Genomic DNA, 19,813 nt, shown 5'->3' with positions numbered 1-19,813 from the left:
TGGTAGGCCATTAGCAGCTTCATTTGGTGGAGCCGATTGTGGTGAAAAGATGGCAGAAATAAAAAAAGCCGCTGGGATAGGTACCTATCTAGGCGGCTTTTTAATGGACGATGGTTCGTCCAGCATAAGATTTGGTGGAGGTGGTGGGAATCGAACCCACGTCCGAGACAATTTCCTAGCAGCGGCCTACGTGTGTAGTTAGCATTTATGGTCAGCTAACAAGACTGTCTAGTTTTGTACTACTAGCAAAACTCGGTGCTTTTTAACGTAGAGACCCGACACCTACGAAACTGAGTTAAGCTGCTAGTTTATCAGTTTTGGTAGATTCTGTTTATTGGCACTACCGGCCTCAAAGTCTAGAGTGCTATTAAGCAGCTAGAGCATATGATTCATAGTGTGAATCTGCACTTATTGTTTGGACTCCTTTTTACCAGGACCTTGGAGACCAACCTGGACACGCCCGGATGCTGTTCGACTGCCCCGTCGAAACCATGACACCCCCTAAATGAAACGCAAACATAACTGATTTTTTCTTATCGGTCATCAAATATTAATTCTATCTAAAGATGTTATTAAATCAGCATGGTCAGTAAATATTCCATCAACCTCTATTTTTTTAAATAAAAAATCAACATGCTGTTCAAATGTTTTTAAAGGATTGTACAGCTCATCTTTTCTTAAAGTGTAAACATGAATAATCAGATGGTTTTGTTTAAGGTATTTGAGAAATTGAGATTGTTTTAAATCAATTGTTACAACCTGTGGAATCCACGCGGCGACTCCTTTTGCATAAGTTTTCATAAACTTAACTCCTTCAATTGTTTTTAAAAAATCAAAATCAGTTTTTGAAATTTCCCAAGAATTTTCACCAATTAATTGAATTAACGGAAATTGAGGTTTGTAGTTGTCGAAATATCTTTTGAGGAAATCGCTATTGAAACATTGTAAGTACAAAAAACCATCATTTTTATTTAAGTTTAGTTTCGAAATTTTGTTATGAAAAATTTTAAAAATATCTTTCCCTTCATCAAGATGAAATTGTGGTGACTTTAATTCAGGATAAATCCCTATTTTCATTTTACGACTTTTGTTTAATCCTTTTACAAGTTTAATATAATCTTCAAAGAGCGGTACTTTAAAATGATTTTCTTTATATAAAGGAAAACGTTTGTCATAATTCACGTTCACTAGATCTTTTTTTGTTCGCTCATGTACAGATAATTTCTTAATTTCATCAAGATTAAAATCGATTGCATAATACCTTCCATCAGCTCTTTTTCTATCTGGAAATAATTTTGCAACATTTGTTGTGGTCTCAAGAAAGATGTCATGTCTAACTATGAGCTGGTTATCTTTTGTAAGAACTAAATCTGGTTCTATGAAATCGACATTAAATGCATGTGCCATTGCAACACCTTCTAGAGTATGTTCAGGCAAATAACCACTTGCACCTCGATGAGCAATTATTACTTTTTTATAAGTAGAACAGCTTTGAAAGAGGATCATAATAATTAGAAATGGAAATTTCATAAATGTCTCATTTGGTGAGGAAATTTAATACTATAATCTTTCTAAATAACTCTCAATTTGCAGTGCATTTCTTGTTACATTTGATGAGGATCAATCTTTGGAAAGTGATCTATTGGTGTTTGTTTGATCCAAGATTCAATTATTGATACAAGTTTAATCCTGTCTCTAGGTAAAATTCCAGCAAGAGGCATCATATTTGATACGTGGTTTGCTCTAAATATTATATTTTTATCCTCTCTTGGATTTGTTTTTTCAATTATATTCTTCATTTCTGAAAATAATTCTCGTGTGGACAATTGCTCAAAAGATCCTCTTTCAAGTAGTCTACTTATAGGAGTACCAGGAATTACTACAGTTGTTAAAAAAGAAAAAAAGTCAGGAGAAATTTGAGAGATTATATTTGCGGTTTCATTTACATGTGATTCAGAATATTTTTTTCCTCCTATTCCAAGCATTGCAATGATTGAAACCTGCCAACCTGAATCTTTCAGTTTTTTGGTTCCGTTCACCATATCATCTGATAAATTCCCCTTAACGATTGAATGTAGAACTCTGTCACAACCACTTTCCATTCCAAGATAGGCAATTTTTAAATTAAGTTCACTTAGTTTTTTAAGTTCATCATTAGTTTTATCAAGCATATTTTGAGCTGTCGCATAAATTCCAACTCTTTTTATATTTGGGAATGTCTCATTTATTTTGATTAAAACTTCTTTTAGAATATCAAAAGGTGCTCCAAGTGCATCTCCGTCACACAAAAAAATTTTCTCTGGTTCAATATTTATTGATTTAAAATATTTTTTTGTCTTTTCGATGTCTCTTAAGATTTCAGAGAGATCTCGAACTTGATAATTCTTATCTCTATACATGGCACAGTACGTACACTTATTGTGAGAGCAACCAATAGTTACTTGGAGAAGAAAACTTCTGGCCTCTGAGGGAGGTCTATAGATACGACCAATGTAGTTTATAGGAAAGTTAATCATAAATGCCTATTCATACCAAATTTGAAATAGTAATAAAGATATTGTTTTTTTTCGATAGAGGCAATTCATTATAAAAAGTTATCTTTAAAATTTAACAATATAACTAGTTTAAATTACTTTATTTTGAAAGACAGACCTTGACATAATTATGATACATACCAACTTAAGCTCATGAAAAATATACTAAATGAATTATTTAAACAAAACGTACTTATTCAGATTTTAACTGTCTTTGGTTTTATTTCACTATTTACAGCTTTGCTCTCTCTTCACCCTCAGATTGTTCTTGGAAATGCTGACTATTGGCAAAATCATGGTCTGGCCTTTCTCATATTTATCACCTTATTTCCACGTCTGACTTTGCTTTTTTCTAGTGTCCTCAGTGGAGGTATCTTTTGGTGGTTAGGTTGGATTTTTGCTCCAAGAATTTTAGTGGCCTTTTTAGCAACTATCTCTTACTGGCAACAAAATCCTATTTTAGTTATGATTTCATGGTTTGTAGCTTTAATTGGAGAATCTACAGAGAAATACTATGTTGGACCCGGTGGTGGTAGAATAAGAACAGTCTTTATCAGAAGGAGTCCGAGTACTCAATATTATACACAAACTGCGGATGGAAGAAGAACTGAGTTTGTTGATGAAAACACAATTGAGGCCGACTTTAAAAGAATTGATTAGTTACTCATTTTTATATGCTCCGAATGCCAAAATGGCCTGACTCTTATATTCATAAATGATTGTTCCTTCTAGACATATAGATTCACCATTATTAAGAGTGCTAAGAAATTCATCCACGTCTTTGTTTAATGGGACTATTTTTTTTGAATGCAGTACTCCCTCATCTGTTCTATATGGATTTATGGTTTTTGCACCTTTTGTATTAAGTCTTTTAAAAGGAGCACAATAATTTATTGCTTGAACTGCTGAAGTCGATAATAAGCAAATTACAAACCAAGTTTTCATAGGTAAATTCATCCCTTAAAGTTAATTTTTAGTGTATTTTTGAATGATTTCTTTTTCAAATTTATCGTCAATTTTTGTAGATTTAATTCGGTACCCTTCCGACACAGTTTTTTCGATCAACTTCAATTGCTTAGCATAACAATAGCACTTATAACACAACCACAGATGGACATTAATTTTGGCCCTTTTCAAAAAAGAAAGATCTTCAAAATTTGCGATATTAACTGAATGTTTTTCACATCCACTGAGTATAGAATGTGGAATAAGTTGATGAATGAATTTAGTAACTAAAATTCTTATATATTTCATAATGTGCTGTTTATTGAATAACCTTCCAAACACTTCCTTAGTCTATTTTTTCCTCTATATAACAAAACTCTAAGGTTAGTGTCACTAACGCCTAGAATATTACAGATCTCTAATGTTGATTCTCCTACAACTTCTTTTAAATGAAATGCCAGCCGTTGTTTAGGAGCAAGTCCATCCATGCATTCTTCAATCTTTTCAAATATTTGTCCAGCGTTTACAAGTGTTTCTGGATCTTTGGGTTCATATGTCCAATGTCCATCTTTATTGTATGAACTGTCTACGATTGTATCAAATTCCTCAAGGGTCACATATTTCTTATTATCACGCCATCTTTCTTTGCATTTGTTGTAAAAAATCCCAAAGAGAAATGTTCTAATGTGAGATCGACCTTCAAATTTTCCAATGGACTCGAAAAAGGCCTGCCATGTAGCTTGAACTACATCTTCAACTTCTTTGTCTGAAAATTTTTGTCCGTAAGCAGCATTAGTTAATATTTTATGATATTCATGGACTATATACTCTACAGCGTATTGCTGCCGGTTTTTTAAATTATTAATAAAGTTTTGATCGTTTAAATTCATTTTTTTAAAATCTAGAAGAACCGAGTTTAATTAAAAAGAGTTGTTCCGCATTTGGAATTTTTTCAAAGTTTTCATCTAATAACTTTGTACTATAAGATTCGATAATCATGTCAATATTGTAAAACATTGTTACTCTAAGTTGAAAACCAACATAGTAAGAATAAACAGAAGTATTTTTTTTGAAGACTGAATTCGTAATTAGATAGTCGGTATGAGCTGCACTACTGCCTGCAAGGATAGCAACATCTTTAAAGAAGAATGGAACAAATCCTGATGAATGATAAATATCTAGAAAATCATATCGAAATTTCAAATCTCCTGTAGACAGTTCATTTCCAAGAAGACCCAAATATGGTACCCCCACAAAATTATGGAAAGTTTCTGTTCCATAGCTTGTGATCCCTCCATATACTAGACCACCTGCAGTTGTTTTTTTATTCATTCTTGAATAGGCCAACTCAACATTTAATGATAAATCTCTAAAGAGATTAAATCTATTTTCATTTCTTGCTCTAAATGTATAAAAATTGTCAGTACTGTCACTTTTTGTATATGAATTATAAAATGTAATATTTGAAAACATCCAGAAATTATCTCTTCGATGGCCATCGATATGATAGCTAAAAATTGCATCAAAATAATCATTTTGAAAATTATCGAAAGCATCACTACTTTTTTGATTATTATAGCTTAGTATATAATTGGCAACAAAACGGTCGTGTTCAGTTTTATATAAAATTTGGGCCGTATTTAATCTGTTTTCTCTGAATTTTCCTAGTAAATCATCGTAAGAAAATCCTTTGTGAGTTTCGAGAGAAAAAAACCAATCATTTTTAATTCTGTAACTTAGATTTACAAGTCCTCCTGTTTCAGATTGATCAGAAAGATGATCAACTTGAAAATTCATTGAAAAATAATTCATTGGATCATTTATAGATGTTAGAGCTGATAGGATAATTTCATCATATAAATAAGTGATAGAGGGTATCCAATACTTAGGTAAAAATTGTGAAAATCTTGGGTAACTAACACTTTCGGTTTTAATTTTAGAGGTCTTAGAATGTTTATTTTCTAGAGGTCCTATTTTAAGAGCAGTTGTACCAAGGTAGTTATGACATTTCGCATTATTTACTTCCACGAAAGATGGGTGATCGGTATAAATAATGCTGATGAGATTCTTATCAACTCCCGCCCAAAGAATCTCTCTTTCAAGAGATTTTGACGTTTTCCCTCCACTTTGATCAATACCGATCATATTATTTTTTGAGAAAACAACAAGAGTATCAGAACAAAGTCCAGAAATGGATAATTCATCTTCGTATTTAAAAATAGATTTCAATTTTTTTGATTTTAGACCAAAAAACATTATAATGTGTTTTTCATTCTCATAAGTCTTAAAGACAAATCCTTCTTCTCCTTTATAGGTAAATCCGATAGGAGAATTTACTGAAAAAAGTTTGCTGAAAGCGCTGTATTCTTTCCCATTTTTATAAACAACCCAATTATTATCAGATAAATCCAAGCTAATAATTTCTTTAGATGGAGTTTGCATGAAATACAGATGACCTTTCTGCTCTTCTAAATCTAGAGTTGAGATATTTCCCGCTGAATTGATAAGTCTCCATATGAGAACAGTTTGATCTTCTCTCTCTTCTCCTAAAGCGATAGCGTGGGACTCAAATATTGAAGACGCTGGCGGTAAATACTGTAGAGATCTATCTATATCAATTTGAGTCTGTGTTCCATCTTTTAAATTAAGCATCCAAAGTTCATCGGCCAATTCAGTATCTTTGGCGTAAAAAATATGATTTCCTTTGAGAGATAAACCTTTTTCCCAGTCGAGATTGATGAAGTCTTGAAAATAAACTTCATTTTTTTTAATTTCTTTTTCTTCTAGCTTTCCCTGCGCTTTTATTCCCATAATAAACTGTTCAAATAAATGAGTAGCGTTCATCCCTTTTGGGTTACATGTCTCAAAAGCACCATTTAAAAATCCCGGAAATCTTCCGACAGCTTGGTTAGTTACACACGAGATAAAACCTGGCCATTTTTTTTCTAAACTTGAAAGAAATATCCCACCAGTCCAGTAGGCATTGGATCCATGTGGATGTTTTCCAGGATCTGCAATACAATCAATTGTTTCACAAAAGCCTCCCCTTTGAATTTTTTCTTTGATCTGAGTCGTTAACCATTGTGACTTGGCCCTGCCTCCTGGAGAAAAATGAGTTTCGGCCCAAACAGCAATTCCCTCTGTAAACCATCTTGGAACAATTCCAGAAGGTGCTTTACCAGCACTTCCCAATAGAAATGTTAAGACCTTAGTATAGCCTCTAGTTTGATCTAGATGGAGTATATGGGTAAGTTCATGAACGATTAAGGACTCTAACCAATCACTCATAGACATTAAGGATGAATTTCCATATGGAGGAAATTCATTCATTCCTACAATATTTCCCGGAAAAGGCGTCGCAAAACCGTTTGCTGAATTTGACTCGTCTGTATAAAATAAATTTACTGGTGAATTGGGTGCATGTTTAAAATAATTGATGAGAAGTGGATATTTCTCTTGAATTATTCTTTTGATTTTATTCCGGTATATCTTTTCAGATTCCCTTAAGTTCAAATGAATTTCAGTCTTTCCGTATTTTGTATCGAAAGAAATAATATCCGTAACTATTTTTTTATTACCTGGGCCAAATGCTAAGGATTTTAAAGAAAATATAAGAAAGTAAATTAGAATATTAAATTTTAAGAGCATAAAAATCCTTTTTAACTTTTCAATAATAAGGTCTGGCACTAACCCGAATAATAAATTATAGTATTTCTAGATTATTTTATATAAGATAATAGCAAAAACTAAAGGAGTTACTAATGGTTTTTTCACCAAAAAAATTGGCCCTGCCAATAGCATTATTGATATCCATCGTTTTAACTGGGTGTGGATCATCGGAAAAAAAGACGGGTGGATCTGATGAAGTGACAGGTGTCGACAACGCACAACAGGCAATGGATTTTGAAGTTAGCGGAGATTCTGATACTGGCAAGGCCGGTAGTTTGCAATCAGTCTATTTTGCTTTTGATTCAGCAGTGCTAACAGATTCTACAAAATCTTCACTTAAAGCAAATGCTGAATTCATGAATAATTATTCATCAGTTGAAGTACAAATTGAGGGTCATTGTGATGAAAGAGGCTCTGTTCAATATAACTTAGCGCTTGGTGAAAAAAGAGCTAAGGCCGTTCAAGATTACCTTACTTCACTTGGTGTAGCTTCAAAAAGAACATCAATTATTTCATTTGGAAAAGAAAGACCTGTTGCATTTGGCCATCAAGAAGATTCTTGGTCAAAAAACAGAAGAGCTAATTTTGTTATTACTGCAAAGTAATATATAGAATGGTAAAGAAATCTTTACTTTATTTGGTATTAGGTTTCTATCTTGGGGCGTGTGGTCTAACGGAAGTACGCCCCAAACTTGAAATGAGTCTCGCAGCGGCCGCATTTTTGGCCGCTCAAAAAAGTGACGCACAAGTTCGGTCACCTGGTTTATATCGAAAGGCCGAAACTTACTATCTTAAGGCCAAATCTTCTTACCGACGAAAATTTTTCAACAAAGCAAAACAGTACGCAGAATTATCACGTAAATTTTCAGAGCGTGCTGAATTTATTGCCAAAAGAAAAGAAACATTAGAAAATTACTAGTCAATTTTTCTAAGGAACTTTCTATATGCGTAAAACATCAAAAATAATCCCTCTATCATTATTAATTCTATTTTCATGTAAGACTCAAGAAGAAATTCAGAGAGATAAAATTGTGGATCAACTTGCAGTTCAAATTGTTGAAAATCAGAAACTTGCAGGAAACTCAACGGCCAAGCTTCAAGAACTTGAACACCAGATTGCTAAAATGCAAGGCCAAGTTGAAGAAACTGGCCATGAGCTGCAAATGTCACAAAGTGAAAAAGAAGAACAATTGGATTCTAGGCTAAAAGTACTAGAAGAAAATCATGAACTTATGAAATCAAATGTTCTTGAATTAAAGACACAGTTAGAAGCAAATCAGAAGTTTATAAAAGAAGTACTTTCAAAACTTAGTAAAATAACAAATGCAAGTTCTAATAATGATTCTTCTCCCTACAATACGGCCATGGCAAACTATAAGAAAGGCCAATACACCACTGCTAGAACACAATTAGAAAGTCTATTAGGGAACAAAGATATTTCTGGAAATCGTAAGGCAAGAATTATTCACAACCTTGGAATGATCGCCTATATCCAAAAACGTTATGATGATGCCCTAGTATATATGTCACGATTGTATACAGAATATCCTAAAGAAAGTTATGTAAAAAATGGACTTCTTTATTTAGGAAGATCTTTTGTTAAAAAAGGACAAAAAGAACAAGCTAAACAAACTTTCAACGAACTCATTTCGAAATATCCTAAATCTAGTTCAGCAAAGAATGCGAAAGATGAATTGAAAAAATTATGATGAAATTCATACTTTTTTTAAACCTCTTTTTTTTCACATCTTGCTCTTGGTTCATATCGAAATTAGATCAAGACTCTTTTTTTATTCCCTCTAATGAAAAAGATCTGGCCTTCATTTTCTCTGGGAATATAAATGGTGAAACTCACCCTTGTGGTTGCAGACATTTTCCTCTAGGGGGAATTCCACAAGTTGCCGGTTTTCATAAAAAATTAATTCAATCTAAAAATATTTTTTATGTTGATGCTGGTGACACATTTTTTGATAGTGCAGTTTTACCACTGCAAGTGAGAGAAAGTTCGAAATATAATGCACAACAATTGGCAAAAATATTAAGTGATCTAGGTTTGAAGCTTACAGTTCCTGGAGATCAAGACCTTGCTCTTGGGATTGATGAATATTTTAATCTTTTCAAGGAGACTCAAATAAGCGTTCTTCTTTCAAATTTAAAAACTGCAAAATATTCTCATAAAAAGTGGTATTTGATAAAAACAGGAATGCAAAGTATTTATTTTTTAGGTGTCACAGATCCAGATGTACTCATGAATTATCAAGAATTGTTTTATCCAGTTGAAAAAGGAATAAAAGATGGTCTGCAAATCATTAAAAAAAATGGATATGATGAAAAAAATCCATTTCATCGCTTGATTGTAATTTCTCATAGTGGAATAAAAAAAGATAGCTCGCTTGCCAAAACTTTTCCTCAGATCGATTGGATTCTAGGAGCTCATACTCAAAGTTTCACTACATTTCCCTACGAGGAAGGCAAGACTAGAATTGTACAAGTTCTATCTCGTAATCATCATATAGGAGAAGTGAGCATAAGTTCATCTAAAGATAAAAATAGTGACACATTCAAATCACATGAAATAAGAGAAGAATTGAAGGATTTTTTATCTCTAGATGATCCAATTCAATTATTTCTCCCAACTCATAAGGCGAAATTAAATGAAATAAGAATGAAAGAACAAGGATTATCCTTACAACCAGTCCATACGAAACGAAAAGAAAATATTCCAACCTCTATATCATGTCTAAAATGTCATGAAAATCAAGCAAAACACTGGCAGCAAACTCCTCATTCTTTAGCATTCATCACTCTGGCAAAAAATAAAGAAGAGTTCAATTCAAAATGTATTGGCTGTCATTCGCTCGGATTTGAAAAAGTGGATGGATTTCAACAAACGAAAGAAATTGTTCAGCTAGAACCACATGATGATATTTTGGTTGAAGAGTATCTAAAAGAAGTAAACTTGGCGATAACATCTAAACTTGAAGGCCCTATTCGTGATCAGTCGCCCCTAAAATTAATTGAACTGAACAAAATTTGGAAAAATATTGATGAAAATTACAATATCAATTTCAAATATGCCAATGTTCAATGTTTAAATTGTCATGAGATAACAGCTGATCATATGAAGGATCTTCAAGCTAAGTCATCTAAAAAAGTAACTAGAGATAAATGTCTGAGCTGTCATAACCCTGATCAATCACCTGAATGGTACAGCAATGGAAGTCTAAATACTGAATATGTTGATAAAATGATGAAAAGAGTATCATGTCCTCAAACAAAATGATCGTTTTTTATTTATGGATTTTAATTTTTATCCATGTGTGTTAATAAGTCTCCAGAAAAAAATAATTAGGAAAAAAGATGCTAGTCCTAGGAATAGAAACAAGCTGTGATGATACTTCTGTCTGTATTTTAAGGGCAGAAGACTCGCAAGAAAGACCTGAAATTTTGGCCCATAAGAGTTTTTCTCAAGAATTACTTTTAGAGAAATGGGGTGGAGTTGTTCCAGAAATTGCGGCCAGAAATCATCTCGAAAAGATAAATCCATTGTTGGAAAATACCTTTAAAATTGCTGGCGTTAATACAAGAGATATTAACCTTATAGGAGTCACAACTCTTCCGGGACTTCTAGGGCCATTATTAACAGGATTAAATACGGCCAAGTCTTTATCACTCCTTTATGAAATACCCATCCGTGCAGTAAACCACCTTTTTGCTCATTTAGAAGCAATCCATCTGACAGAAAATATTGTCTATCCCTATCTTGGTTTACTTGTCAGTGGAGGCCATGGGCTTTTTGCATTAGTAAAATCACCTACTGATTTTGAAATATTAGGAAGTACAATTGATGATGCTCCCGGTGAAGCATTTGACAAAGGGGGAAAGCTTTTAGGTCTTGGATATCCTGCAGGAAGGAAAATTGATGAAATTGCCAAAGAAGGAGATCCTCTAGCATTTCAGTTTCCAATAGGACTTCAATACTCTAAAGACTGTAGTCTTAGCTATTCTGGAGTCAAATCTGCACTCAGAAATTTACTTCAAAAAGACGAGTCTTTACGAATTCCTCAAAGTAGGATTTTAGAACAAAAACATAAAGACTTATGTGCTTCCTATCAAAATGCTATTGTTAAAGCGTTATCTTTAAAACTTAACTATGCAATAAAAATAGCTCAGTCTAGAGGATTTTATAATTTACAAATCGTCGTAGGAGGAGGAGTTGCCTGTAACTCTGCTTTAAGAAATGAGTTAGGTACCTCGTTTTCTAATACCTATTTTGTTTCCCCCAAATTTTGCACAGATAACGGGGCCATGATAGCCAATTATGCTTTAATAACTAAAGACAAAGCAATATCTTTTCCAGAGTGTCTATCAATCGATGCGAGAGGGAGATATCTAGATAAAACAATATTAGAAACTTCAAAGAGAAATAAAATTGAGCAAACTTCCCTACGCTAATAAAAACTTAGGTCAGCATTTTCTAAAAGATCAAAATGTGATTTCTAAAATCACAAATGATTTTTGTCAAAAAGCAAAAAGCATTATTGAAGTTGGACCTGGTCCTGGTATTTTAACGAAATCACTCTCTGTCCACAGTCTTCCCTTTTACGTCATTGAAAAAGATTATAGATTTCCTGAGCTTTTAAAAGAATGGGTTGATGAAAATCGTATATTTTTAAGTGATGCTACTTTATTTGACTTTAATCAAATATTATCTGAGGATTCGTGGCTTGTGTCTAACCTTCCTTATAATGTATCTACGGTCCTTTTGATGCGTTTTTTAAAATATCCAAAGATTCGTTATATGACATTAATGTTTCAAAAAGAAGTTGGAGAAAAAGTCTTGGCCAATCCAAAGGGTGAAAAAAATGGGAATTCTCTTTATGCAATGACAAATACCTTTTTTGAATGTAAAAAACTTCTCATTGTAAAACCTGGTGCTTTTATACCTCCCCCAAAAGTTGATAGTATTGTTGTTTCATTCGAAAGAAAAGAAACTCCAGAAATTCCTCTGGCCAACTTAAAAGAGTTTGAAGTTTTTGTAAGAAATTTGTATAAGTTCAAAAGAAAACAACTAGGAAAAGTGTTATCACAATCCTATTTGTCTAAAGATGTGGATAGGTCATTAGAGAGTTCGGGAATTGATCGTACTCGTAGGGCCGAAACATTAGAGTTATCAGAAGTATATAAACTATTTAAAGAAGTTGTTCATGGGAATTAAAATTATCGCCAAAAACAAACGGGCCAGCTATGACTATTTTTTATCTGAAAAATTAGAGGCGGGAATTCAACTTAAGGGAACTGAAGTAAAATCGTTAAGAAAAGGAAAAGGATCTATATCGGAATCTCATGTTGGAATCGATTCAAATGGAGAGATGTGGATTTATAATATGCTTATTCCTCAATATGAATTCGGAAATATCAATAATCATCAAGAAAATAGAACAAGAAAGCTTCTACTTCATACTAAAGAAATCGTAAAACTTTCACATGCAATGAAGGCAGGATCGATGACAATTGTTCCGACAATCATTTATTTCAAAAACTCATTTGTAAAAATTGAAATTGCACTTGCGAAAGGAAAAAAACTTCATGATAAAAGAGAAAGTGAGAAGGAAAAAGATATTAACAGAAAATTACAAAGAGGAATTTTCGATTAGTCATCTTTATTTCGTCCACTGCTTGCAGCTTCATTCTTGACTTTATTTTAATTCTAGTAAACGCAATTGAAAACATGTGTCTATTTTGGAATGAAAAAATAAATAATCAAACTATTCAAAGGGCCAAGTGTTGTAAAGACAATGAAGTAGGAATTGATGGAGTTTGCAGAACTATTAAAAGCGAAGGTGAAATCTGCGGTGATAGTGAAGAATGTAAACAAGGTCTTTCTTGTAGAAATGGAATCTGTGTGAAGTAAAAATAAGATTTAAACAATTGGAAGTGAAAAAGTAAAAACAGTATTTTTTTTATCAGGAAGATATCTTAATTCACCACCATGAGACTCAATAATGCCAATGGCAGTTGAAAGACCCAATCCTGTTCCTTGCCCAACTTCTTTTGTTGTAAAAAATGGTGATGTCATATTCTCGTAAATGTGAGCAGGTATACCGTTCCCACTATCCTCTATATAGACAATGATTTGTCGACCTTTCAATTTATGGTAAACCTTAATCCATTTTTCTTCAGTATTTTCGGCAGCATCAATTGCATTATTAACGATATTAACGATTGCTTGATTAAGTTCAAAACTTCTTCCATTTATTTTAATATCTTTTGGAAAATCTTCAATTTCAATTTTTATATTGCTGCTATTTATTCTAGGTTTACAGGCACTAATTGTTCTTCGTAGTAATTCATCAACTGAAATATTCTCAAAGCTTTCTTCTGATATATCTTTTGAATAATTTTTTAAACCATTTATGATGGTCGTTATTTTTTTAATATTCACTAGAATTTTATCTAATCTTTTTCTGTTCTCTTCATCTTCTGCACCAATTACTTTAGCAAAAGCAGATATTTGTCCATTAATAACTGTGAGTGGATTATTAATCTCATGGGCCATCCCTGCGGCCATCTCTGCAAGAGCACCTAATCTTGAAGAATGAATACTTTTAAAACGATATTCCACTTCACTTCGAATAAGGTCAGTTATTGATTTTGCACTTCTAATATTATTTAACAAAAATAACAAAGTCATAACAGAAAGTATCGTGTGGACTTTTTCGCCACCATTAATAATCAAACAAAAAATTAGCGTCATTAAGGTTGGAACAGAATATGACATAATTGTTGGCAAAGACGCTCCATAAGCATTGTTTGCTCCTGCACTATAGCCCAAAGTCATGGCAATACAAAATAACTGTCCTAGATAATCACCTTTGGCAAAACACCAAAACGTCATTAAAGCAAAACTTAATCCTGATGCAAGAGTGAGCATAACAAATAGTTTTTCCCACTTAAAATAGTCTTTTATTTTATTTTCATCATCTCTGTCCCAAAATTTTTTGCATGCGATTGAGCGTAAAAATGTAAAAAAGTTATAGGGAACAAAGATAATAATGAGACCTACTAAATCTAATCTGCTTTTGAACATTATAAAAAATATTACAGAAGCAAAAAAAGCTAGACCTAATGTAATATGATTCTTCTTGTAAAGAAGTTTTATTCTTTCTCGTTCATATATTTGTTTATCAATGTTCATCTTAGTCTAGGTATCGGAATTTAATCCCATTTTATTAAGTAATAGCACATATAGCAAACTCTTTTATTCAGGTATGTTCTTAGCATTTTTATATATGGATGAATTTTTGAACTATTAAAAAAGTTCTTAACAGTATTAAGTAAAATTAATTTAATACTCTACATTTATTATCGGATTAAGATTTAACTTTTGACTGAACTACCTTTTAACAGCTAAATGGGCCTCGAAATAATCATTTACTTTATAGGACTGGTGACAAATATGACTCATTTTAGAAAAATTATGCTTTTTTCAGCTCTATTTTCAACAATGACGTATGCATCTTCACCTCATCCAAGACAATTGAGATATAATAGCGAAGATTTAAAATTAGATAGTGAAGCTGTTGGACAGTGGGCATCGAAAGTAAAGGGTGAAGTTAATTCATCAATGCTAGATGAAAACTCTGAATTTGGTAAATTTCTTGCTGCAAATGGTGACATGACTGATAGAGAAAGACATGTTCTTAGTTACTTTGTTGAAGTCAGACCTGTCGAACAATTAAAAAATGTATATGCAGCACTTTTTTATTCAAGGCTTCACATGAATAAAACTTTGATCAGAACTTCTCTTTTCAACGACGGTGGGCCAGGTGTAAAAAAGGGAGAGCTCCCCCCAAGTCATTCACTTTTCCTTCATGAATCAATGGAAGCGGCAAGAGGTTTAAATTTAAAAGGATCTCAAATAAATAAATTTTATCAACTCGCCCAACAAAATGACTACTCATTATATGAGGAAGAGAAAGTATTTAAACCAATACTTGATAATCTTATGGATACTCATCCTGATGGAAATTTTTATTTAATTGCCTTTAATATCGTTGGTCTTTCAATGGATACATTTGGACATGAGGTTAATCATGCTCTTTTTGAAACAAATATTAATTATAAAAACATCATAAAGAATTTTTGGCATAAAAAACTAACGGATTCAGAAAGGCAATTAGTTCGAGATGCATTAGGTGCTATATATGAAGGAGAAGATGTCATTATTGATGAGTTTCAGGCCTATCTGCTCCAGCCAGAAGTCCCTGCGGCCCAATCTTCGCTTTTGCCTCATAAAGTCGTCTTAAAGTACAAAAATGAATTGATTGCAATTTTAAGAAAAAATAACGTTCCTGTGGCATTTGCGCCGACTTGTGAAAGTTTTTTTACAAAGAGTTTCAAGCTAGGAAAATTATTTTCTAAGTAAAAATTTTAAAAAAGCTATGAAGACTTTTAAAGTATGGATATAACCTTAGTCCAATGTAAAACTATAATCACGTAAAATATTAAGAAAATCCCACCTGCAACTCGATGTATTCGTAATTTCAAAAGATTCAATATAATAAAGAAAATGGATGCTAAAAGTAGTAGGTAAATTTCAGGACGAAGATCCTGATCAATTTTAAATTCGTACAAACCTAAACTTCCCATTACAAAAGCAACATTGAAAATATTTGATCCAATAATATTTCCCGTGATGAGGTCTGTATTTTTCTTTTTAACACATGCCATAACAGCAGTGACAAGTTCTGGAAAACTTGTTCCAAAGGCGATAAATACGACAGAGATGACATATTCTGATACGCCTAAATAGATTCCAATTTTTGAACCAGAACTTACAAGCAGCTCCCCTCCTCCATAAAGGAATGAAAGACCAATGACGAGTAGGAGTATTGTTTTGAAATCTACAACTATGCTTTCGTCCCTCGGATGGAGGTGTCTATCTTTACGGATCTGAAAATAAGTATAAATTAAAAAGAATATAAAAAAAGTAATGAGGACTGTTCCTGATGTTAATCCAAAGTCTTTAATTTTCACCACAAAATAAAGTAGAACAGTAAGGGCCAAATGAATAAAAAACTGATTTCTAATTTTTGTACCTGAAATATAGAGTGGGGCCAAGATCCCTGAAATTCCTAGAATTAAATAGATATTTGCAACATTTGATCCAACAATGTTTCCGATGGCAATTCCAGATGAACCTCTATACATGGCAACCTGTGATACAAAAAATTCAGGTAAAGAAGTACCAAAACCGATGAGAACTAGACCAATTATGAGTGGAGGAATTCCAAAATAAAGACCAATCTTTTCGGCAGAGTTAAGCGTAAATTCGGCCCCCCAATACAAGGTGACAACTGACACAATAAGAAAAAATATATCTAACCACATGGTCACATTCTAAATGAAGAATTAATTTTCGTCTATGACGGATACAAAATAAGGAGAAATAAACTTCTCGTTATTATTTTTGCGCCAAGGGCCAATATCACGAGTTTGACCTAAATGCCATCGTTGACCACATAGGGCCAGTAAAAAGGATTCAAAAGCTCTGACGTTATAGGAAAGAACTTCTAAATCTTTATCGTATACAAAAATATTTAATTTTTTTTCAATTTTTCTAATGATATCCAGCCTGGCAATAGCTGTTCCTTCAATATCTAACATGCGAACTAAGTCTTTTTTAGTAATGATTCTGGCCTTCAACAGTTCAATTAAGCAGATATAAATATTGCTTTCATAAAGTTCTAATGCTTTTGGAAAATGTTTTCTAAGATAAATCAGGCGATTCATTAACATCAAAGAAGTATTTCCAAAAGAGTCGTATGAAATACTAAATAGATCTAATAATTTATCATAATAATTTTCCCAAACGTAGAGATCTATTGTTCTATTCCAATAGGGAATAATTCCTCTTTTTAGTTTTCGTTTAAATGAGCGAGATAGCAGATGATCTGAGCTTAGCTTGTCGATGTTGTTTTTATTATTATCTACCAGATCATCTTCATTTCTTTCCCGTTCATATTTTTTAGGATTGTTTTCTTCTCTATTTTTGTCTTCAAGGAGAAGTTCATTTACTCTGTTTCTCATGGAAACGACATCTTCGACAGGGCATATTTCAGCGCCGGGACAAGTTAAATCACAGTTTAAACAAGGAGGAGTTGTTAGAGGAAAGTCTATTACAAGTTCTTTAAGTTCATATTCATCAATCCAAGAGTGAATGGCCTCATTTCCATTGGGTGATTCTTCATCTTTAACATGTAGTAATGATTTTAAAAAACATCGTTGTCCATCTTCATAATATTCAAGAAGACAAAAGAAAAAATTATCTTTCTGTCCTCCTTTTAAACTCATGCCAGCAATTTTTTTTTTACTCATAGAGGGCCAAAGGTTTACTGATATCAAATTCTAATATTTGCATTTTATGATCATTAATAATTTTTGCAACTTTACTTTGAGAATCAGCTTGATGGACAATCAAAAAACAACCTCCACCACCTGCACCACAAACTTTGATTCCTGCATTTGCTTCAATTTTTTGGATATCTTTTAATAAGTCTCGCATTTCATTGGTTACGATATTGGGAAAGAGACTTTCTCGAATTTGACCTTCTTCTTTAATGTATTCTGGAATTAACCCTAATTGATTTGCCTCAATACTTTCCAGAAATTTTTTACTTATACTAGCAATATCGCCTAGACCTTTTCTAACTTTTTGGTTTTTGTCAAAAAAAGCTTTGTATACTTCCCAATTGTTTATTCCTGATAATCGTGTTTGTCCTGAATATACTAGAGTCATGTGATCATTTAAAACTTTGCATAGACGTTGATCATAAAGTTGTTTGACCTCAATTTCCTTAACACTTGGAATAAGGGCCAAAATCCCCCCGTATAAAGCAGGGTAATAATCTTGATAGCCTGCAGGGCCTGAGTCTAAAATTTTATTTTCTATATTTCGAACGACCTCAAGGGCCTTAGTTGGAACGAGGGGAATACCAACAAAATCGGCCAAGGCCTTATATAAAGTTATGCCCATAGAAGATGATCCTCCAAGGCCTGCACCGGGAGGAGAACCACTTTCAAGTTCAACTTCGATACCTGTGTCAAGATTAAATTGTGCTATTATTTGTAGAACAAAATTAAAGTTTCCAAATTTATTTGAATTAAAATTTTTTTCAGTGAGATCATTTAACTCTATTGAAGTAATAGAATTATAGTCTTTAGAAATTATTTTGATTTGTCTATTATCGATGGCCTGAATTTTGACTTTTGCTTTGAGTGATGTTGCTAGATTTAAGGTTATTGCATTTGGGAGAATCAAGTTGATAGGAGGAAGGTCTAGGGTCCCACCTATTAAGTCAACTCGGACGCTACCTTCGGCATAACTTTGGGCCATCATAAATTCCTAAATAATTAACTATTTTGGTAAATACCAATATATGGAAGTTCTCTGTATTTATTAGCGTAATCTAATCCATATCCGATGACAAACTTGTCTTCTATTTCAAAACCAAGATATTCAATGTCAACGTGGTGAATTTTGCGAGCAGGCTTATGAAGAAGAGAAGCAATTTTAAGACTTTTAGGGTCTCTGGCGAGAAGAAGCTCTTTTATTTTATTTAAAGTAAGGCCTGTATCTACAATATCTTCTACGATCAAAACATTTTTACCTTTTATGTCACGCTCAATATCTAGTCGAATATCTAAAGTTCCAGAACTGTCAGTTGATTCACCATAAGAACTTGCAGACATAAATTCCATAATAAGATCTAGGTCTAATTTTCGAATAAGATCTGCACAAAACATAAACGAGCCATTCAAGATACAAATGATAACCAACTCTTCGTTTTTGTAATCATTATTTATTTTCAAGGCCAGTTCAGTAATCTTTACTTCTAGTTGATCTTCAGTAATATATTTTTCGATCATGAATCCCTCTCCATTGTTAGTTCAGACATATTTTGTATGTCTTCATCTAACAAGGGAAGGTTAAAAGCAAGTAATTCTTCCTCTGGCCCATCAATATAATCATAATGGGAGCGACAACGTGCTTCATAGGATTCAGATTCACCTACTAGAATTTGTCCTTTTGAGGCATTTAAATTTCGAATTTTCCGAAAAGTTTTGGTTGCGGGAGCGCCACACACAGTACAAATGGCCTGAACTTTTAATACAGAATCTGCAATGGCCAGGAGATGTGGGATAGGGCCAAATGGTTCACCTTTATAATCTTGATCGAGGCCTGCGCAAATGACACGACATCCTCTTCTGGCCAATTTTTGTACAACTTTAATAATGGAATCATCAAAGAATTGAACTTCGTCTATTGCAACAACTCTAGTTGTGTCATAAAGCTTTTGAAGAATTTCACGAGATGAATTCACGGCCACGGCCTCGATGGCCTGGGAGGAATGACTGACGACGTCTGTTTTATGATATCTATTATCAATAATCGGTTTAAAAATTTGTACTTTTTGTCTGGCTATTTGTGCGCGTCTAACTCTTCTGATGAGTTCTTCTGTTTTTCCTGAAAACATAGGCCCACAAATAATTTCAATAGCACCATGTCCAAACTGCGTATGTGGAAATACACTCACAATTAATCCCTTTGATTTAATTTATAAGGTAAAAAATAATCACAAAAAACTTAAGCAATGGCAACA

22 protein-coding genes and 1 other RNA gene are annotated in these 19,813 nt (G+C 33.0%); 10 read left to right on the top strand and 13 right to left on the bottom strand.

Going from position 1 to position 19,813, the window contains the following annotated elements:
* Positions 1-132 precede the first annotated feature (132 nt).
* The 3 genes from ssrA to H6622_07580 all read right to left on the bottom strand — a co-directional run bounded on the left by ssrA (position 133) and on the right by H6622_07580 (position 2,516).
* Positions 133-502: a transfer-messenger RNA gene (gene ssrA, locus H6622_07590) on the bottom strand.
* Between the two features lie 41 nt (positions 503-543).
* Positions 544-1,530, bottom strand: coding sequence for a glycerophosphodiester phosphodiesterase (glpQ, locus tag H6622_07585; GenBank protein ID MCB9061367.1), 987 nt, complete (start codon positions 1,528-1,530; stop codon positions 544-546).
* A gap of 74 nt (positions 1,531-1,604) precedes the next feature.
* Positions 1,605-2,516 carry a radical SAM protein gene (locus H6622_07580; GenBank protein ID MCB9061366.1) on the bottom strand — a complete coding sequence of 304 codons (912 nt, stop codon included), beginning with the start codon at positions 2,514-2,516 and terminating at the stop codon, positions 1,605-1,607.
* 171 nt (positions 2,517-2,687) lie between these two features.
* On the opposite strand from H6622_07580, the gene H6622_07575 reads away from it, so the two are divergent.
* Complete coding sequence (locus H6622_07575) at positions 2,688-3,194, top strand: hypothetical protein (GenBank protein ID MCB9061365.1); 507 nt, start codon at positions 2,688-2,690, stop codon at positions 3,192-3,194.
* Here the strand turns inward: H6622_07575 and H6622_07570 are convergent, their stop codons facing one another.
* The 4 genes from H6622_07570 to H6622_07555 are packed head-to-tail and all read right to left on the bottom strand — an operon-like array spanning position 3,195 to position 7,127.
* Positions 3,195-3,479: a hypothetical protein gene (locus tag H6622_07570; protein ID MCB9061364.1), complete on the bottom strand. Its 285-nt coding sequence runs from the start codon at positions 3,477-3,479 to the stop codon at positions 3,195-3,197. It lies immediately after the preceding gene.
* 21 nt (positions 3,480-3,500) lie between these two features.
* Positions 3,501-3,788, bottom strand: a complete 288-nt coding sequence (locus tag H6622_07565; protein MCB9061363.1) for a hypothetical protein — start codon at positions 3,786-3,788, stop codon at positions 3,501-3,503.
* On the bottom strand, positions 3,785-4,369 hold the full coding sequence (locus H6622_07560; GenBank protein ID MCB9061362.1) for a sigma-70 family RNA polymerase sigma factor: 585 nt from the start codon (positions 4,367-4,369) through the stop codon (positions 3,785-3,787). Before H6622_07560 ends, H6622_07565 begins: the two co-directional genes overlap by 4 nt.
* Positions 4,370-4,373: 4 nt before the next feature.
* Positions 4,374-7,127: a hypothetical protein gene (locus H6622_07555; GenBank protein MCB9061361.1), complete on the bottom strand. Its 2,754-nt coding sequence runs from the start codon at positions 7,125-7,127 to the stop codon at positions 4,374-4,376.
* Between the two features lie 113 nt (positions 7,128-7,240).
* On the opposite strand from H6622_07555, the gene pal reads away from it, so the two are divergent.
* The 8 genes from pal to H6622_07515 all read left to right on the top strand — a co-directional run bounded on the left by pal (position 7,241) and on the right by H6622_07515 (position 13,062).
* The gene (pal, locus tag H6622_07550) at positions 7,241-7,753 is read left to right on the top strand and encodes a peptidoglycan-associated lipoprotein Pal (protein MCB9061360.1); all 513 of its coding nucleotides are present in this window, start codon (positions 7,241-7,243) and stop codon (positions 7,751-7,753) included.
* 8 nt (positions 7,754-7,761) lie between these two features.
* The gene (locus H6622_07545) at positions 7,762-8,067 is read left to right on the top strand and encodes a hypothetical protein (protein MCB9061359.1); all 306 of its coding nucleotides are present in this window, start codon (positions 7,762-7,764) and stop codon (positions 8,065-8,067) included.
* 25 nt (positions 8,068-8,092) lie between these two features.
* Complete coding sequence (locus tag H6622_07540) at positions 8,093-8,857, top strand: tetratricopeptide repeat protein (GenBank protein MCB9061358.1); 765 nt, start codon at positions 8,093-8,095, stop codon at positions 8,855-8,857.
* On the top strand, positions 8,857-10,431 hold the full coding sequence (locus tag H6622_07535) for a hypothetical protein (protein MCB9061357.1): 1,575 nt from the start codon (positions 8,857-8,859) through the stop codon (positions 10,429-10,431). Before H6622_07540 ends, H6622_07535 begins: the two co-directional genes overlap by 1 nt.
* 77 nt (positions 10,432-10,508) lie before the next feature.
* Positions 10,509-11,603, top strand: coding sequence for a tRNA (adenosine(37)-N6)-threonylcarbamoyltransferase complex transferase subunit TsaD (gene tsaD, locus H6622_07530; GenBank protein MCB9061356.1), 1,095 nt, complete (start codon positions 10,509-10,511; stop codon positions 11,601-11,603).
* A complete protein-coding gene (gene rsmA, locus H6622_07525; protein MCB9061355.1) occupies positions 11,581-12,366 on the top strand; it encodes a ribosomal RNA small subunit methyltransferase A in 786 nt (261 codons plus the stop codon). The genes tsaD and rsmA overlap by 23 nt, the downstream gene beginning before the upstream one ends.
* The gene (gene smpB / locus H6622_07520) at positions 12,356-12,805 is read left to right on the top strand and encodes an SsrA-binding protein SmpB (protein ID MCB9061354.1); all 450 of its coding nucleotides are present in this window, start codon (positions 12,356-12,358) and stop codon (positions 12,803-12,805) included. Before rsmA ends, smpB begins: the two co-directional genes overlap by 11 nt.
* Before the next feature lie 74 nt (positions 12,806-12,879).
* Positions 12,880-13,062, top strand: a complete 183-nt coding sequence (locus H6622_07515) for a hypothetical protein (protein MCB9061353.1) — start codon at positions 12,880-12,882, stop codon at positions 13,060-13,062.
* A 9-nt stretch (positions 13,063-13,071) separates the two neighbouring features.
* On the opposite strand, the gene H6622_07510 is transcribed toward H6622_07515, so the two are convergent.
* Positions 13,072-14,346, bottom strand: a complete 1,275-nt coding sequence (locus tag H6622_07510; GenBank protein ID MCB9061352.1) for a HAMP domain-containing histidine kinase — start codon at positions 14,344-14,346, stop codon at positions 13,072-13,074.
* A 261-nt stretch (positions 14,347-14,607) separates the two neighbouring features.
* Here H6622_07510 and H6622_07505 point away from each other — a divergent pair, with 261 nt between their 5' ends.
* Positions 14,608-15,576 carry a hypothetical protein gene (locus H6622_07505; GenBank protein ID MCB9061351.1) on the top strand — a complete coding sequence of 323 codons (969 nt, stop codon included), beginning with the start codon at positions 14,608-14,610 and terminating at the stop codon, positions 15,574-15,576.
* A gap of 26 nt (positions 15,577-15,602) precedes the next feature.
* On the opposite strand, the gene H6622_07500 is transcribed toward H6622_07505, so the two are convergent.
* From H6622_07500 to H6622_07480, 5 genes are read right to left on the bottom strand one after another with little or no spacing between them, the layout of a single operon-like run.
* Positions 15,603-16,541 carry a calcium/sodium antiporter gene (locus H6622_07500; GenBank protein MCB9061350.1) on the bottom strand — a complete coding sequence of 313 codons (939 nt, stop codon included), beginning with the start codon at positions 16,539-16,541 and terminating at the stop codon, positions 15,603-15,605.
* Between the two features lie 21 nt (positions 16,542-16,562).
* Positions 16,563-17,528, bottom strand: coding sequence for a hypothetical protein (locus H6622_07495; protein ID MCB9061349.1), 966 nt, complete (start codon positions 17,526-17,528; stop codon positions 16,563-16,565).
* Entirely contained in the window at positions 17,521-18,546 is a 1,026-nt protein-coding gene (locus H6622_07490; protein ID MCB9061348.1) for a hypothetical protein, read from the bottom strand. Before H6622_07490 ends, H6622_07495 begins: the two co-directional genes overlap by 8 nt.
* 17 nt (positions 18,547-18,563) lie before the next feature.
* Positions 18,564-19,079, bottom strand: a complete 516-nt coding sequence (gene hpt / locus H6622_07485) for a hypoxanthine phosphoribosyltransferase (GenBank protein MCB9061347.1) — start codon at positions 19,077-19,079, stop codon at positions 18,564-18,566.
* Positions 19,076-19,687 carry a thymidine kinase gene (locus tag H6622_07480; protein ID MCB9061346.1) on the bottom strand — a complete coding sequence of 204 codons (612 nt, stop codon included), beginning with the start codon at positions 19,685-19,687 and terminating at the stop codon, positions 19,076-19,078. Before H6622_07480 ends, hpt begins: the two co-directional genes overlap by 4 nt.
* Positions 19,688-19,813: the final 126 nt, after the last annotated feature.

It is taken from the genome of Halobacteriovoraceae bacterium (assembly GCA_020635115.1).
Lineage (GTDB): Bacteria > Bdellovibrionota > Bacteriovoracia > Bacteriovoracales > Bacteriovoracaceae > JACKAK01.
The sequence above is the reverse complement of the archived record's forward strand: the minus strand, read 5'-3'. Positions and strand labels throughout refer to the sequence as shown.

Bases quoted from the DNA above. Each gene is read 5' to 3' on its own strand.
- H6622_07555 (MCB9061361.1), bottom strand. From the start codon at position 7,127: ATGCTCTTAAAATTTAATATTCTAATTTACTTTCTTATATTTTCTTTA.
- hpt (MCB9061347.1), bottom strand. From the start codon at position 19,079: ATGATCGAAAAATATATTACTGAAGATCAACTAGAAGTAAAGATTACT.
- glpQ (MCB9061367.1), bottom strand. From the start codon at position 1,530: ATGAAATTTCCATTTCTAATTATTATGATCCTCTTTCAAAGCTGTTCT.
- H6622_07480 (MCB9061346.1), bottom strand. From the start codon at position 19,687: ATGTTTTCAGGAAAAACAGAAGAACTCATCAGAAGAGTTAGACGCGCA.
- H6622_07570 (MCB9061364.1), bottom strand. From the start codon at position 3,479: ATGAAAACTTGGTTTGTAATTTGCTTATTATCGACTTCAGCAGTTCAA.
- H6622_07505 (MCB9061351.1), top strand. From the start codon at position 14,608: ATGACTCATTTTAGAAAAATTATGCTTTTTTCAGCTCTATTTTCAACA.
- smpB (MCB9061354.1), top strand. From the start codon at position 12,356: ATGGGAATTAAAATTATCGCCAAAAACAAACGGGCCAGCTATGACTAT.
- H6622_07510 (MCB9061352.1), bottom strand. From the start codon at position 14,346: ATGAACATTGATAAACAAATATATGAACGAGAAAGAATAAAACTTCTT.
- H6622_07545 (MCB9061359.1), top strand. From the start codon at position 7,762: ATGGTAAAGAAATCTTTACTTTATTTGGTATTAGGTTTCTATCTTGGG.
- H6622_07535 (MCB9061357.1), top strand. From the start codon at position 8,857: ATGAAATTCATACTTTTTTTAAACCTCTTTTTTTTCACATCTTGCTCT.
- H6622_07515 (MCB9061353.1), top strand. From the start codon at position 12,880: ATGTGTCTATTTTGGAATGAAAAAATAAATAATCAAACTATTCAAAGG.
- tsaD (MCB9061356.1), top strand. From the start codon at position 10,509: ATGCTAGTCCTAGGAATAGAAACAAGCTGTGATGATACTTCTGTCTGT.
- H6622_07500 (MCB9061350.1), bottom strand. From the start codon at position 16,541: ATGTGGTTAGATATATTTTTTCTTATTGTGTCAGTTGTCACCTTGTAT.
- H6622_07490 (MCB9061348.1), bottom strand. From the start codon at position 18,546: ATGGCCCAAAGTTATGCCGAAGGTAGCGTCCGAGTTGACTTAATAGGT.
- H6622_07575 (MCB9061365.1), top strand. From the start codon at position 2,688: ATGAAAAATATACTAAATGAATTATTTAAACAAAACGTACTTATTCAG.
- pal (MCB9061360.1), top strand. From the start codon at position 7,241: ATGGTTTTTTCACCAAAAAAATTGGCCCTGCCAATAGCATTATTGATA.
- H6622_07495 (MCB9061349.1), bottom strand. From the start codon at position 17,528: ATGAGTAAAAAAAAAATTGCTGGCATGAGTTTAAAAGGAGGACAGAAA.
- H6622_07540 (MCB9061358.1), top strand. From the start codon at position 8,093: ATGCGTAAAACATCAAAAATAATCCCTCTATCATTATTAATTCTATTT.
- H6622_07565 (MCB9061363.1), bottom strand. From the start codon at position 3,788: ATGAAATATATAAGAATTTTAGTTACTAAATTCATTCATCAACTTATT.
- H6622_07580 (MCB9061366.1), bottom strand. From the start codon at position 2,516: ATGATTAACTTTCCTATAAACTACATTGGTCGTATCTATAGACCTCCC.
- H6622_07560 (MCB9061362.1), bottom strand. From the start codon at position 4,369: ATGAATTTAAACGATCAAAACTTTATTAATAATTTAAAAAACCGGCAG.